At 52.7% G+C, this 14,249-nt stretch carries 13 protein-coding genes; 5 read left to right on the top strand and 8 right to left on the bottom strand.

Going from position 1 to position 14,249, the window contains the following annotated elements; all coding sequences use genetic code 11:
* Nucleotides 1-98: 98 nt before the first annotated feature.
* The 3 genes from alkB to ada are packed head-to-tail and all read right to left on the bottom strand — an operon-like array spanning nt 99 to nt 2,607.
* A complete protein-coding gene (gene alkB, locus KJS40_RS06215; RefSeq protein WP_213539480.1) occupies nt 99-752 on the bottom strand; it encodes a DNA oxidative demethylase AlkB in 654 nt (217 codons plus the stop codon).
* Between the two features lie 17 nt (nt 753-769).
* A complete protein-coding gene (locus KJS40_RS06210) occupies nt 770-1,519 on the bottom strand; it encodes a 2OG-Fe(II) oxygenase (RefSeq protein WP_213539479.1) in 750 nt (249 codons plus the stop codon).
* Entirely contained in the window at nt 1,516-2,607 is a 1,092-nt protein-coding gene (gene ada, locus KJS40_RS06205) for a bifunctional DNA-binding transcriptional regulator/O6-methylguanine-DNA methyltransferase Ada (protein WP_244859726.1), read from the bottom strand. The genes KJS40_RS06210 and ada overlap by 4 nt, the downstream gene beginning before the upstream one ends.
* A gap of 505 nt (nt 2,608-3,112) precedes the next feature.
* Here ada and KJS40_RS06200 point away from each other — a divergent pair.
* Nucleotides 3,113-3,271 (top strand): hypothetical protein, encoded by a 159-nt coding sequence (locus KJS40_RS06200; protein ID WP_213539477.1) that lies wholly within the window; start codon nt 3,113-3,115, stop codon nt 3,269-3,271.
* 99 nt (nt 3,272-3,370) lie between these two features.
* Here KJS40_RS06200 and KJS40_RS06195 read toward each other — a convergent pair whose 3' ends face one another.
* The 4 genes from KJS40_RS06195 to KJS40_RS06180 form a co-directional block, all read right to left on the bottom strand.
* On the bottom strand, nt 3,371-4,729 hold the full coding sequence (locus KJS40_RS06195; protein WP_213539476.1) for a cytochrome C: 1,359 nt from the start codon (nt 4,727-4,729) through the stop codon (nt 3,371-3,373).
* Between the two features lie 416 nt (nt 4,730-5,145).
* On the bottom strand, nt 5,146-5,835 hold the full coding sequence (locus KJS40_RS06190; protein ID WP_213539475.1) for a VIT family protein: 690 nt from the start codon (nt 5,833-5,835) through the stop codon (nt 5,146-5,148).
* A gap of 538 nt (nt 5,836-6,373) precedes the next feature.
* Nucleotides 6,374-7,387: an NAD(P)-dependent alcohol dehydrogenase gene (locus KJS40_RS06185; protein WP_244859725.1), complete on the bottom strand. Its 1,014-nt coding sequence runs from the start codon at nt 7,385-7,387 to the stop codon at nt 6,374-6,376.
* Nucleotides 7,388-7,425: 38 nt separating this feature from the next.
* A complete protein-coding gene (locus KJS40_RS06180; RefSeq protein ID WP_213539473.1) occupies nt 7,426-7,566 on the bottom strand; it encodes a hypothetical protein in 141 nt (46 codons plus the stop codon).
* 401 nt (nt 7,567-7,967) lie between these two features.
* On the opposite strand from KJS40_RS06180, the gene KJS40_RS06175 reads away from it, so the two are divergent.
* Both KJS40_RS06175 and KJS40_RS06170 read left to right on the top strand, forming a co-directional pair.
* Nucleotides 7,968-8,537, top strand: coding sequence for a DNA-3-methyladenine glycosylase 2 family protein (locus KJS40_RS06175; RefSeq protein ID WP_244859724.1), 570 nt, complete (start codon nt 7,968-7,970; stop codon nt 8,535-8,537).
* Between the two features lie 271 nt (nt 8,538-8,808).
* Complete coding sequence (locus KJS40_RS06170) at nt 8,809-10,281, top strand: amino acid permease (RefSeq protein ID WP_213539471.1); 1,473 nt, start codon at nt 8,809-8,811, stop codon at nt 10,279-10,281.
* A gap of 106 nt (nt 10,282-10,387) precedes the next feature.
* Here the strand turns inward: KJS40_RS06170 and KJS40_RS06165 are convergent, their stop codons facing one another.
* Nucleotides 10,388-11,101 (bottom strand): hypothetical protein, encoded by a 714-nt coding sequence (locus KJS40_RS06165; protein WP_213539470.1) that lies wholly within the window; start codon nt 11,099-11,101, stop codon nt 10,388-10,390.
* An 832-nt stretch (nt 11,102-11,933) separates the two neighbouring features.
* Between KJS40_RS06165 and KJS40_RS06160 the strand changes: the two genes are divergently transcribed.
* Together KJS40_RS06160 and KJS40_RS06155 are read left to right on the top strand one after the other, a co-directional pair.
* On the top strand, nt 11,934-13,601 hold the full coding sequence (locus KJS40_RS06160) for an alpha-glucosidase (RefSeq protein ID WP_213539469.1): 1,668 nt from the start codon (nt 11,934-11,936) through the stop codon (nt 13,599-13,601).
* Nucleotides 13,602-13,677: 76 nt separating this feature from the next.
* Complete coding sequence (locus KJS40_RS06155; protein WP_213539737.1) at nt 13,678-14,175, top strand: hypothetical protein; 498 nt, start codon at nt 13,678-13,680, stop codon at nt 14,173-14,175.
* The last annotated feature ends 74 nt before the right edge of the window (nt 14,176-14,249 follow it).

Below are 14,249 nucleotides of genomic sequence, written 5' to 3'. Positions count from 1 at the left end.
ACATTTACTTTCAAAAACATAGAACAGAACCAGGCGCTAAGGAACCTTATGCTTGCTTTCCAATTCATTTGCCGGAGTCGCGCGATTTTTGGATACCCTCAAACCGCCTTACGAAAGGTCAGATTTATCCGGCAGGCACCCGCAAGGGAATGATACCCATCCTTAAGCGGGAGCACGCCATGGTAGTGCAGCCTCGCTGGTCCGCCCCACACCATCACGTCACCATGTGTCAATTGTATGCGCACCGGCTTATCCCCGCGCCGCAAGCCTCCCCATAAAAACACAGCCGAAATCCCAAGTGACACGGAAACGATAGGCGCGCCGAAGTCTCGCTCATTCTTGTCCTGATGTAACGATAGCCGCGCTCCCGGCTCGTAGCGATTGACAAGGCATGCATCTGGCGCGTAATTCGGAAAACCGGCGTTTGCCGCGGCGTCTTGCGCCAGCTTCAGGAATATACCCGGCATGGAAGGCCATGGCTTGCCGTTTTCCGGGTCTGCCCTATCATAGCGATAGCCCGTGCGATCCGTTACCCAACCAAAAGAACCACAATTCGTTATCGCGACAGACATTCGAAAACCGCCTGGTGTAACCATGTGGCGAAATGGTGCGGCGGTTGTGATATCACATAACTGTGCAAAAATGGCAGCTTCATCCCGCATCGCAAAGCCACGCAGCACGGTCGCGCCGGCGCATAACTCCTCCCGCTGCGCCTGGCATTGCGTCAGGTCTTCAAACAGGCTGAGCGTCATGTTTATCCCTTTGGCTCTCACATTGCATCGTGAAAAATGATGCCCACGGTCTGACGGCAGCCCGACCGGATGCGGCTGACGCCGTGGCGCAAGTTGACCCGATATACGCCCCGTGTGCCTTGCACAGGCCGATGATGCACAGCAAACGCCACTGCGTCTCCTTGCCTGAGAGATACGACCTCGGGGCGTGATTGCATGCGTGGCCGCTGCTCGGTCAGCACGAATTCACCACCCGTAAAATCCCGGCCCGGCTCGGATAGCAGTATCGTGATCTGGATCGGAAATATATGCTCTCCATACAAGTCTTGATGCAGGCAATTATAATCACCCGGTTCATATTGCAACAACAAAGAGGTCGGGCGAAGCTGACCCGCTTCATGGCAGCGTTTGATGAAATCAGCAAGTTTCTCCGGATAGTGCACCGCTATGCCCATTGCTTCATTCCAGCGATTGGCGATCGGCACAAGCCGAGGATATATCGACGTGCGCAGTTCGGTGATGATGCCGGGCAACGGATAGCTGAAATACTTGTATTCCCCGCGCCCGAAACCGTGGCGCGCCATGACGACCCGGCTTCTGAAAATGTCGTCCCGCACATATAATCGTGCCAACGCCTCGCATTCTTCAAGCGAAACAAATCCTTTGATCACCGCGCAGCCCCGCGCGTCCAGATCATTCGATATCCGCGACCCATCAAACGCACTCACCCGGTGCGCTGTATTCCGCGCGGGAGCGATACTCCATAATTCGCTTGTCGGCGTATTCATGCTTGCATCTTCGCCTCCGCCTCTTTCTCAAGAAGGCTACGCTTACGCTCCACGCCCCAGCGGTAACCTGCCAGCACTCCATCGTTACGCACCACCCGATGACACGGAATCGCGACTGCCAATTTATTTGTCGCACATGCCTGCGCCACGGCCCGCACCGACTTCGGCGCGCCGATGCGCCTGGCGATATCAGTGTAACTTGCGGTCTGTCCCACTGGAATTTCGCGCAGGGCCTGCCACACCCGTTGCTGAAACGCGGTCCCGCGCACATCCAGCGGCAGATCCAGGCCGATACCCGGCGCCTCGATAAAACCGACCACCTTTGCGACAAGTTCTTCGAAATCGGCATCACAGCCGATGAGGCAGGCGTGCGAAAAACCATCCTGCAGGTCATGTACCAGCTTATCGGGATCATCACCGAGGAGAATCGCGCAAATGCCACGACTGCTTTGAGCAACCAATATCGATCCGAGTGAGCATTCCCCAACGGCAAAGCGAATTTCGCTATCCGTACCCCCAGCGCGATAACTGCTCGGCGTCATGCCCAGAACCTGGTTGGATTTTTCGTAGAAGCGGCTGCTGGAATTATAGCCAGCATCAAAAATGGCATCCGTTACCGTACTGCCACGGCCAAGTTCATCGCGCACCTTTTTCTCGCGCTGCGCCGCCGCATATTGCCTTGGCGTCAGCCCGGCAACTTGTTTGAACGTGCGATGAAAGTGATAGGTACTCATGCCAACCTGCATCGCCAGCTTTTCCAAGGTTGGGGTCGTTTCCGATTCTTCGATAATTCGGCAGGCTTGCGTGACCTTGGTCGCATATTGCTCAGCCCGAGGGGGCTTGTCCGGCTGGCAGCGTTTGCAGGCCCTGAAACCCGCCTTCTCCGCTCCTTCGCGTGTGGCGTAAAAAACGACATTCTCGGGCCTCGCCGGACGGGCTGCGCAGGAAGGTCGGCAATACACGCCCGTGGTCCTGACTGCGTAATAAAACTTGCCGTCAGCACTGGTATCACGCGCGACAACGGGGGCCCAACGGGGGTCACTAACCGTTTCAGCAGTGCGTTGTGCTTTTTTTGCTAAAGTGTTCATGATGGGCTCCTTTAGAAGTTGCATGACATTGGTAACGTTATCAATTTATCAATGTAGGCACCCCTGTCGCACCCCGCGTCTTGCTTTCAAATTCGATCCTGATTCGGCCAAAAAACCTGAGGTGGTTTACTTCTCCTTAAGGTCCTTCAAACCCGCTTCGGTGGGGGTTTTTTTTGCCCAACATATCCGTACACGGGAATAAACTTCTCTCCACCCTCGCCAAAGGGCATTTTTTTGTTTGCTGTTCCCGAACACGGGAATCACATTTTCTATACCTCAAACTCATCAGTAAAGAAGGAATTACCCCTCTATTCTCGGGTTCAAACAATTCGTATTGAGGCAGAATTAATTGTGAAGCCATCCTTGACTAGATAGTGCTTCGCTTCTCTATAGGCTCACGCCCCCCGCGTGGGCCTCTTTTTCGTCCTCAATCAACCTACAAGAAAAAAATACTATGTCCTACCTGACAAGACTTGAGCATCGTATAGCTCACATAGATAAACTGATGAATACTCCAGATAAGGTAGAGTGGGCGGAATGCGCCAGATTACTTGCAATGAATGTCGCCCATTACCCAATGGGTTACGGCGAATTGCCATTGGACAAAACGTTAGCGGTAGCAGCGGCAGATGCCCCTCCTCCAATAATGAGCAGCTTGAACTAACGGCGAGCAGGTGAGGAAACGGGGGCGCTTCTTTCATTCGTTCAGCGCGACGCGTCTTGTATCGAGAGAGCGGCGCGAATGCCCGATTTATCCGTTAAATCAGAATGCCAGCCAACCGCTCAGGAACAGCGTATCGTTGCCGGCCGCATTGCGACCCGAGCCGTCGTAATTGCGAATACCTCCATTGAACTGAAAATAGTGGACGTACTGCGCTGCAAGTCTCACGTTCGCTAATGTACTTAAGGTTGAGGTAGTTTTGCCAAAAGGAACGTAGCTCAGCTCAGCAGTGAATGCTTGATTATTCGGCTTGCCCGACCGGCTGCCGCTGATGGGGTCAGTAGAGAAATATATGACATTATCCGCTGTTCCCGAAGTTTGGCCATAATGCAAGCTAAGGCTATAGGTTTGCTGGTATGTATACGCGGCTCTGACGCGGACCGTATCAAGGCTGCTGTGCTTTTTTTCCGCGAGTCCTAACGCCATGCTGGCATTCATGTTCCGGTTCTCTCGAATGTAAGTGGCAGTGAGTTCGAAGATATGCCTGAGATTTGCCAGATACTGATAGGTAGCATCAAACCCAAAATCAGTATACTGGTCGGTGCCGGCTCCTTGCATTCGCTGCGGGTTTACATTTGCTCTCATGCCAAAAGAGCCGATTGCGCCGTAGTGTCCCTGATGATTGTGCTGTAGCGCGACACGCCAGTAAGGCGCGCCGCCGTCGATTTTATTTTGCTCGGGGTCAAACGTATTCACAGTTTGCTGCACATTTTTGGGAAGACTGGCATAGCCACCGCTTTCAACGTATAGAAGGTTATTCCACATCATATAGGCGGTTACGCCACCGACCTGACCGGCCAGCGACTCGATCAGTGTTCCAGCAGCCGGGGTCGGCGCCAGGGCTGACGACGTTGCCGGCAAACTCCATGCGGGCGTAGTATTCCAAAGATCTGAAACCGTAGGGGAGTTATTCGCTGATATGCCATAAACAAATTGCTGGCTCCCCGAGCTTGCTTGATCCGCAAAACGGATGTCGGTGTTATCGAGAATCAGATTTTTTCCTTCCACGCCATCAAAAGTCGTTTGGACGAAAGCGCCCACCTTGGATGTGACACGACCGGCGTAAAAAATGGAAGCCTGGTCCATGGTGGCATTGTTATTGGAACCGAAGTGATCAGCCGCACCGCCAGGCTGGCCTCTTTGGGTATGTGTGAACGACCCCTGAACCATCGCGGCGAGCGGAATCAGTTTCGTATTATTACCGGAAGACATCGTGTAGCCCGTCAGTTTGAAATTCCGGCCGAAAGGCGTAAGGTTGGGGCCAAAGGCCTGTAAATGACAGGCGATGCAGGGCATGCCGGTCTGACGGGCAAAGCTGGGCATGGCCTTGACTTCAACGCTGGCAAGGAACATCACTAACAGGACTAGAACTGTGGGGATTATTGTCCTTGATGCAACCATGGCTTTATCGAGTTTGAAGTGCAACACCGATGTAATGGTAGCCGTATCGGGAAACGGTCGGGAAACGTCAAATGTCGCCCGACCATCGGCTCAATCACCACCCCTAAGCTAAGATGCGTGGAATCCCGTTTTATATCTAAATCAATCTGTGGGGCACGGTCTTTACTTCGAGACTGAGTCCGTTACCCTTTAGGTCAGAGGCTGTATAGAGGCTGTTACGTGCAACTCCTGATCACTGATAATCTCAAGGAAGCCGACAGTGAGAGGTATGGAAGAGCTAGGTACTCCGCCGTAAAGCAACTCAGCGATACGGCAGCAATCGTCCATTGCTGCGGCACCTGCAAGCAAGACATCTTTCCATTCAGGGAAGTTTGACGTCTGTGCGGTACCCCACATATGGAGTTCAATGAGAACACTTAGACAACAGTGCCGATAAGATGGCCAGCAAGTGCGCTACCACCCATTGCTGCCGCTCCCCAGAAGGTGACTCGCGCTGCCCCGCGGAGAACTGAGGTGCCACCCAGGTGCGCAGCCAAAGTCCCGAGAATTGCCAGCAGGATCAAGCAGCTTCCGACAACCAATGAGTTTAGGTGAGCTATCGGAATAAACCAGACCAGAAGAACGGGTAGAACCGCGCCTGCTGAAAATGCCAGCGCCGAGGCCAGAGCGGCTTGAAGAGGCCGGGCTCGGGTCGTCTCCGAAATCCCAAGTTCATCCCGGGAGTGGGCGTTAAGCGCATCATGAGCCATAAGCTGACCAGCGACCTGGTCGGCGAGATCGGAAGTCAGCCCGCGAGCTTCGTAGATGCCGGCCAATTCGGCGCGCTCGCGCTCCGGGTCAGAGGCCAGTTCGCGACGTTCGCGAGCAAGATCGGCGCATTCGGCGTCGGCCTGCGAACTAACCGAAACATACTCGCCGGCGGCCATGGAGAGAGCACCAGCGACCAACCCAGCCAAAGCAGCGAGGAGAACCGGCTCGCGACCAGCTTGGGCAGCCGCAACGCCCACCACGAGGCTACTGGTCGAAATGAGACCATCATTGGCGCCGAGCACAGCAGCTCGAAGCCATCCGATACGCTCCGTACGATGGAATTCAGAGTGCATCATGAAAGAATAAGATGAGGCCTGCCGCCACCTGACGAGGCTGTAGGAAAATCATTTCAAACGCATCTTGCCCGTGACCACTGATTTACATTGACACAGCATCAGTATCAGCTATCGGCCTTACGATGACAGATCTCATAACGCTAAAAACACGCCCGATACTGTCCCGGTTTTTCTTACAGCTCGCCTGCAACTGTTGATTTTGATGATATGCCAGTGCAATCCAATTCCACCGGTCCAGATTAACGTGTGGGCGCAACAAAATCCAGAACACGCGTTTATCGTCTTAAGAACGGCAAGACCGCGGAAGCACTCGGTCAGGGACAAGCATTGACCAAGCCGCAACGCGGCCTGGTCCCATAAAGTGACATTGGCAAAACGCCTCAACCATTCAAGATACAGGAAATACCATCTTTCCTTTCCCGTTCTCCTGCTTTCTTCTGTAACAAGACGTTACGGAAGGGTTATCCCGGCTATCGAAATACCTTTTGCTGTTTTTTATTCGATATACCCCTGTAAATAGAGTTTCTCCCTGATTTTCTCAGTGAAAATCAGCATCCAGGACAATGCGATAGCGCGCCTTGCCAGCCGCAAGGTGCTCGATCGCATCGTTCACTTTACTTAGCGGAAAGTGTTCGACTTGTGGCGCGATATCGTGCCGCGCGGCAAAATCCAGCATGGATGACATTATCGCGGGGGCGCCCGTCGGCGATCCGGAAACGCTTTTCTGGCCAAAGATCAGGTCAAATGCCGGAATGGGCATCGGTTCCAGCACAGCGCCCACGACATGCATGCGGCCATTCGGCTTCAGTGTCTTTAGCAGCGCGCTCCAATCGAGCGGAATGTTGACGGTGACGAGTAGAAAATCAAGTGTATTGGCCGCCTTGAGAATATCGGCGCTGTCGCGGCTCGATACCATGCGATGCGTGCCCAGCTTCCGTAGCTCGTCAGCCTTCGACGAATTCGAGGTAAACGCCGTGACCTCGCAACCCCAGGCATTGGCAAATCGTATGGCCATATGACCGAGACCGCCGATACCCACGACGCCCACTCGATCCGTTGGCTTGACGCCATAAATGACCAGTGGCGCAAATACCGTGACTCCCCCACACAGCAGCGGACCGGCGGAAGAAATATCGAGCGCATCAGGCAAAGGAATTGCCCAGGCCCAATGCGAACGCACTCTTTCTGCGAAGCCTCCATGGTGCCCGATGATGGTCGCACCCGCTTCCGCACAAAGGTTGTTGTTGCCGGTCATGCACTGGTGACAGTGCATGCAACTACTGCTATTCCAGCCCACGCCCACACGCTGGCCCATCCGTAAGCCTTTCGCATATTGGCCCAACGCCACGATCCGGCCTACCGCTTCATGGCCCGGTACGACCGGATATCTGGATAAGCCCCAATCGTTATTCAAGATCGACAGATCGGAGTGGCAAAGACCACAATACTCGACAGCGATCTCCACTTCTTCCGGACCCAGGGGACCGGGATTGTATGAAAATGGCTCCAGCTTCTGTTTTGCACCGTGCGCGGCCCATCCACGAATATCCATTGATTGCTCTCCTCGGTTGAATTCCTGCATCAGCGGTTCTATTCATGCTGCCTGGCGACAATGCTTTTTAGCCGCTGCGTGCGCATCAGATACTGTTGCTTTTCGCCTCCGGCAAGAATAAACCACCGATACCGTACTGTCCAATTGGATCGATCCATGTCGAGTCGAAATTCCCGCATTTCGTCTCCTCAAAATCTTCGGCAATATAGTTCTCATACTGATAGCGCCGGTAATCATTCACACCGTAGTGCTCGCACTCAAAAAAACTGCCCCCCGCCATTAATATTGCAGGGTGCCCCTGTTACAACTCGTCCAATATCAACGAGGCGTCGGGAACGTTCAAACGATAGTTCGAGGAAAACGCTATCATTCCAATTCTCCTTATCCAGTACAGTGACTATCGCGCCGGGCTGCAGAGAGGCAACAATTCAGTTCAAAAATCAGGCAAGAGATCCGACAAATGGCAAACACAGCAACGAAGGACACGAGTTCTCCAGTTGATATATATTGCCTTGCCGCCAGCCATCTCTCTCTCATTGATGAGGACTGGTCACGATTGATAAAATCGGTGGGGCCATGCATGCATCGGCCAGAACCAGCGCGTGAGCCTTACGAAGCACTGGTGAGAGCGGTGGCATACCAGCAATTGCACGCTCGGGCCGCCGACGCCATTATCGGCAGATTTCTGGATTTGTACCCCGAAGATGCATTTCCCAGCCCGGCCCAAATATTGGCATCCCAATTTGAAGAACTTCGTTTGTGCGGTTTTTCGACCCGCAAGATCAGCACGATAAGAAGCATTGCTGAAGGCGCATTGAGCGGCCTTGTGCCAACTCGCGATATCGCGGGCGAAATGTCCGATGATGAACTCATCGCCCGCCTTGTAGCGCTGCCGGGTATTGGCCGCTGGACGGTCGAAATGCTGCTCATCTATACGCTCGACCGTATCGATGTATTGCCGGTCGATGATTTTGGCGTGCGCGAGGGCTACCGGTTCCTGAAAACTCTTGATACTATTCCCACTCGCAAAGCGATGGAAACAGCCGGCATGCCCTGCAGCCCTTATCGAACAGTGGCATCCTGGTATTTATGGCGTGTCCCCTCACTGCCTGGCTATACAAAAATCAAGAAGAGGATGAAGAAGGGGTAGCTAGTCTGGTATATCCGGACAATTTGCCGGATTGAGCCGGTAATGCCGATATTTTACTGCGCTTCAGGCAATTTCTGCGGTTCAAAGCAGCATTTTCATCGCGTCGCGCTCGGCTGGTTTAGAATGCGCCTTGCGAAAACTCCCACTGGACCTGAGGAACCGCTGAGTACGTCTCCGCGGAGTACAACGCGCCCGCCGATAGCTCATTAGATCCTCATTGAATTCAGAGCGCGAGCAAATTCGTTTTGCTCCCTTTTTACTGGAGAAACAGATGTTGTTTGAGCGCGTCAAGTCCCTGGATCACATACTTGAGTCAGCACGCACGAGAGGGCTCAAGCGCCAGCTCGGGGCCTTCGACCTTACCATGCTTGGTATCGGCGCTATTATCGGCACCGGCATTTTCGTGCTGACATCGGTTGCTGCAGATAAAGCCGGGCCAGGCATGATGTTTTCGTTTGTCATTGCTGGTTTTGTCTGCGCACTGGCAGCGCTGGTATATTCCGAGATCGCAGCGATGGTGCCCGTTGCGGGATCCGCATATACCTATTCCTACGCGGTATTTGGAGAGTTGGCAGCATGGATGGTGGGTTGGGCGCTTATTCTCGAATATGCGGTCGCAGCAGCCGCGGTTGCCGTCGGGTGGTCCGGCTATATCAATGGCTTCCTCCATGAGATAGGGTATGGGCTGCCCCTGGCTTTGACCGCGGGACCTTACGATTTTATTGTTCTTGCAACTGAAACCGAAACAGGCACAACAGCGGGCACAACCTCTGCAGGCGGTTTCAATCTGCTGGCATTCCTGATCTCGCTTTTGGTTACGTTTCTCCTGATCATAGGCACTTCAAAGAGCGCCAGGTTCACAGCTATTCTTGTCATCGTAAAAATAATCGCGCTCTCTGCCTTTATCATTCTGGCCCTGCCCGCCGTCAATGCCGCCCACTTTGAACCTATGCTGCCCAATGGCTGGGGTACACCGTTTTCCGGTGTGGGCGTACTCGGCGCCGCCGCGTCCATCTTTTTTGCCTATATCGGGTTCGATGCCGTCTCGACGGCGGCGGAAGAAACCACCAACCCCAACCGTAACGTACCCATTGGGCTCATAGGTTCATTGACGATATGCACGGTTTTTTACCTAATCGTCGCGTATGCCGCAGTGGGCGCTGTCGGCGCCCAGCCAGGTGCCGAACTATCCTTATCCAAGGAACCCCTGGCTTTTGTGTTACGTGAGGTAGGTTACCCGGTGGTCGGCAATTGGGTGGCTTCTGCCGCCATCGTCGCCCTGCCCTCCGTGGTGCTGATGATGATTTATGGGCAAACCCGCGTTCTGTTTACCATGTCGCACGACGGGCTTATGCCGAAGTTCTTCTCCCATGTGCATAAGCGTTTTCATACCCCGCATGTCGTCACCCTGGTCACAGGTATCGCCGTGGCCTTCTTCGCTGCGATGTTCCCGGTCGGCATGCTGGCCGATGTCTCGAATTCCGGCACCCTCTTCGCATTTTTCATGGTGGCGCTGGGCGTGATGATTCTGCGCCGCCGCGAACCTGAGCGGCACAGGCCGTTCAAAACACCGATGATCTGGATCGTCGGTCCACTGGCCATGGCAGGATGCGCACTGCTATTCGTCAGCCTGGGCTGGAACACGATAAGATTGTTTTTGTACTGGGCCTTGACCGGCCTCATCGTTTATTTCGCTTATGCCCGCAAACGCAGCCATTTGGGAAAACAGCAGGCGGGTGGTTGATGCGCGTATATCCGCATCGATCTCTTGGCGGTCTATTCGTCGCAACTGCATCTCTCTCGCATTGCGCAACCCTGCTTATGCGTGCCCGAATCCGGGCCTTACGGATTCAGCTTTGCAAATGCCGTCGTTTAAACCCGCTTCCCCCGTGTCCGACCACAAGCAAGGCAAGGGCGGCTGATTCAGAATTCGCGTCGAATTGCGCAGACTCCGGGAGGTGGTACCGGAACTGATCCATCCCTTGCTCGGTACTGCTCAACGAAGTTATTCGTATGGAACCGACGCCGTTGGCGCTGCTAACGCCAAAGAACCGGTCTTCCGCCGTTTGACCCGCGAATAATCCATCTCCCATCGCGGATGGACCGATCGCTCCCAGCAAATTATTTGACACATCGAAAGCTTCAAAAAGCACACTTTTAAAACCGCCGCGAATGTTGGCAAGCCCCATGTCAGTCCATATCAAACCGGCATCGGTAGGCAGCTCGCCGAGTAATTCCTTACTGAACGAGAATGTCAGGATCGAGTCGCCGTCTGCATACCATGTATTACGCAAAGAGTGCGAATTATCTGTCGAGCCATCTTCCGCTTCGGCCGGCGCGGCCTGGCCGGCAGGCTGCAACACCATTCCATGCGGTGCCAGAGCGTTGAAAGTATCAAGGATGCCGTTCTCGAAATCTTCAAGGTGAAAATACGCGAATGAAGCGCGGGCAAAACGGCTGGCTGCGAAGGACTGATAATGAACAGGACCTATCAGCGTAGCATTTTCCCCCAGCGGTTCCGCTAACACCGCCACCACTGATAACGCCGTACTCAAGTTTTCCATATGACGTTCATCTTATAAAATTGGCGCTTGCTATCTTGAGGAGAAAAGTAAAGTGGTAATTTTCAGTGAGCGATGGAACATTATCTTACCTGTATTAATCGTTTGACCATCGGACCAAGGTACTAGCATGATGGGAGATCCTGAAGGGGGAATCCGGCGATGACAATCATCGTCAGATACACTGCCCTTGTTTCATGATAGCTTCAAAATGACGAGACGTTTGCACGATCCGACCGACGCCGCCAAAGGTTCGGTTCGGATAAATTGTACACGGCCCGCTTTCATGAGGTGATGAACTGGCTATCCGCGGCAGAGTATCAGTTTTTTCGAAGCGATACTCCCGACAGAAATTCTTGACCTGCGAAATCCTGACTACCGGCGATTGCCACCTCTACCGGGTTCTCTTAACGCTGTGTGCCGGATTAACCCGAGAGTTGCCATCCAGTAACCGTATCCGAGTCGTACCGCGCTTTACAGCATCCCTACCCCAATGCAAGAGCTACCAAGTTTTCCGCAGAACTCTCTGTCGCCATTGAACTCGGGCGGGTAATTAGCAGTCCTATTATCCTTGATACGGTAAGACTCTGCTGAATGAGAGAATCTTGCTCATCATATTCGGCCGGTGTTCGAACTGCGCTGCCCCTTCTTTCCTGATCAAGGTTTCGGCGAGACCGGAGATCCCAAGTCTACCCGTATATCCTTCGCCCTTTATATATCCTGCTCCCATATAATCCTGCTCCCTTCGAATAGATCAACCCAGGCTTTCAGTTCCGAAAGGCAGGTATCGCTAAATTCGTAAATAATTCTTATGGGAAACTTATTCCAAACAGCTATGACAGGCAGTTTCAAGAGTTCCATCTTTCCCGATGATCCAGATGGCGAATGGTGGAAAAAAACCACCGTTTACCAGATTTACCCCCGCTCCTTCTTCGACACCAATGGTGATGGCATCGGAGATATACCGGGTGTTATCGAAAAACTTGATTACCTTAAAGACCTCGGTTACGAAACAATCTGGATTTCGCCCTTTACGGAAAGTCCGCAAAGAGATTTCGGCTACGATATCAGCGACTATTTTTCCATTTCTCCACAGTATGGCGATATGGCGCTTTTTGAAAAGCTGGTGCAAGAGGTGCATCGTAGGAAAATGAAACTCGTATTCGACTTGGTGTTGAACCACACCTCCAATGAGCATGCCTGGTTCAAGGAATCGGCAAGCTCACGCGACAACCCGAAAGCGGACTGGTATATCTGGAAAGATGGGAAAGGCAGGAATGGTATGAAGCCGCCCAACAACTGGCGCGCGATGGCCGGCAACAAAGCCTGGACATATTACCCTGAACGGAAGCAGTTCAATTACACGGCCTTTCTCCCTTTTCAGCCCGACTTGAACTACCACAATCCCGAAGTCAAGCAAGCCATGTTTGATGTCGTCCGGTTCTGGCTGAAAAAAGGGGTGGACGGCTTCCGGCTGGATATCATAAGTGCTATTTATGAAGACGCTGAACTCCGCAGCAATCCGCCCAGTTTTCGATTGACCCCGTCGGATAAATCGCTATCCATTTTTTTTCAAAACCTGAAAAATAATTTTCTCCATGAAAAAAGCTTCGAATTTGCTACAGAATTGAGAAACGTAGTGGATGAGTTCGATAATCCCAGGAGGGTCTTGATAGGGGAATCGCATGGGGACGAAGCGCTGATCAACCGGTTCTGCTATCACAACGGCAAAAATGGCTTGAACGCCATTTTCCTTTTCAAGGCCATTTCAACGCCGTTCAAGGCGGAAAACTACCGCCAAATGCTGTTGACATTTGAAGAGCATTTTCCCGAGCCCCTGATACCCACGCTCGTCTTTGCCAACCATGACCGCACGCGCATCATCAGCCGTTTAGGGGGAAGTGTAGCAAAAGCGAAATTGCTGGCGCTATTTCAATTCACATGCAGAGGCATTCCGTTCACTTATTTCGGGGATGAAATCGGTATACCCAGAGTAAGAATTCCGCTAAAACAGGGAAAAGACGCTATTGCCATTCAGCATAACTGGGTTCCCCAGTTCCTGGTGGATAAGAGCGCTGAAATTCTCAATCGCGACGAATGCCGCACGCCCATGCTATGGAACGAAAAACCGAATGCCGGTTTCTGTGCCGATTCAGTAAAGCCGTGGCTGCCAATCGCTGAAAATTTCAAGGAAATAAATGTTGACAGGCAGATGGCGGATTCCGATTCGCTCTTTAATTTTTATAAAAAAGTGATTCACCTTCGAAACGAAACACCCGCACTACATGCGGGAAGTCTTGAGATTGCGCACGATTTATGCAATAAAAAAATTCTCGCATACGATCGCGTTTTCGGCGAAAAAAAATATAGGGTAGTACTGAATATGTCCCGGTACGCGCAAAAAAACCCGACAAACCATCCCAGAATGCTGCTTTCGACACATCTTCAAGGCGACGCACACCAATTACAGCCTTTTGAAGGACGAGTGGTATTGTTGGACTAGCTTCCTTAGACTAAAATCGGCCGCTAATTTCCACTTTCTCTTACAAATTAGAAATAAGGAGCCAGCATTGGTTATCATGCCGTCGTTCTCGTCCTTGAAGCGAACCATAACTTCTGTCATTGCCGTTGCAGGCTTGACACTACCGCTAATCGCCTTGGCAGGTCCAACGAACGTGCCCTTGAAGATCAGCGTGGTAACGCAAGAAAAAACGGGGCTCAATCCAGACTGCCCCTCCCGATTCGGTGGCACGACGACCGGTACAGGTAAAAGCACGCACATGGGCAAGGTTTCGATTGCAGCGAGCGATTGCATTACGCCGATGGACAACCATTACGCGTTCATCGGCAAATTGACCATCACCACGGCGAATGGCGATAAGCTTAGCGGCGACTATAGCGGTTCTCTTATTCCGACAGATACGATACCGGTATATTCCTTTTCCAATGCCACGTTCCAGATCACAGGCGGAACGGGACGATTTTCAGAAGCAAACGGAAGCGTGGAGTTACAGGGGAGCCAGGATATCAAGACCGGCAACGGAAAAATGGAGGCAGACGGAACGATCTCCTATTGATGCACGCTTATTCAATTTGCGCCCGTAGCGCCTCTTCAGCCCCATCGGAAATCGCAGCATGCTGGCGCAGCGCG

Source organism: Nitrosospira sp. NRS527, assembly GCF_018406445.1.
Classification (GTDB): Bacteria; Pseudomonadota; Gammaproteobacteria; order Burkholderiales; family Nitrosomonadaceae; genus Nitrosospira; species Nitrosospira briensis.
Note: the sequence above shows the minus strand (reverse complement) of the source record. Positions and strands in the feature narration are given on the sequence as shown.

Coding starts and splice junctions, on each gene's coding strand:
- alkB (WP_213539480.1), bottom strand. CDS start 752: ATGACGCTCAGCCTGTTTGAAGACCTGACGCAATGCCAGGCGCAGCGG.
- KJS40_RS06210 (WP_213539479.1), bottom strand. CDS start 1,519: ATGAATACGCCGACAAGCGAATTATGGAGTATCGCTCCCGCGCGGAAT.
- ada (WP_244859726.1), bottom strand. CDS start 2,607: ATGAACACTTTAGCAAAAAAAGCACAACGCACTGCTGAAACGGTTAGT.
- KJS40_RS06200 (WP_213539477.1), top strand. CDS start 3,113: ATGAATACTCCAGATAAGGTAGAGTGGGCGGAATGCGCCAGATTACTT.
- KJS40_RS06195 (WP_213539476.1), bottom strand. CDS start 4,729: ATGGTTGCATCAAGGACAATAATCCCCACAGTTCTAGTCCTGTTAGTG.
- KJS40_RS06190 (WP_213539475.1), bottom strand. CDS start 5,835: ATGATGCACTCTGAATTCCATCGTACGGAGCGTATCGGATGGCTTCGA.
- KJS40_RS06185 (WP_244859725.1), bottom strand. CDS start 7,387: ATGGATATTCGTGGATGGGCCGCGCACGGTGCAAAACAGAAGCTGGAG.
- KJS40_RS06180 (WP_213539473.1), bottom strand. CDS start 7,566: ATGCGGGAATTTCGACTCGACATGGATCGATCCAATTGGACAGTACGG.
- KJS40_RS06175 (WP_244859724.1), top strand. CDS start 7,968: ATGCATCGGCCAGAACCAGCGCGTGAGCCTTACGAAGCACTGGTGAGA.
- KJS40_RS06170 (WP_213539471.1), top strand. CDS start 8,809: ATGTTGTTTGAGCGCGTCAAGTCCCTGGATCACATACTTGAGTCAGCA.
- KJS40_RS06165 (WP_213539470.1), bottom strand. CDS start 11,101: ATGGAAAACTTGAGTACGGCGTTATCAGTGGTGGCGGTGTTAGCGGAA.
- KJS40_RS06160 (WP_213539469.1), top strand. CDS start 11,934: ATGACAGGCAGTTTCAAGAGTTCCATCTTTCCCGATGATCCAGATGGC.
- KJS40_RS06155 (WP_213539737.1), top strand. CDS start 13,678: ATGCCGTCGTTCTCGTCCTTGAAGCGAACCATAACTTCTGTCATTGCC.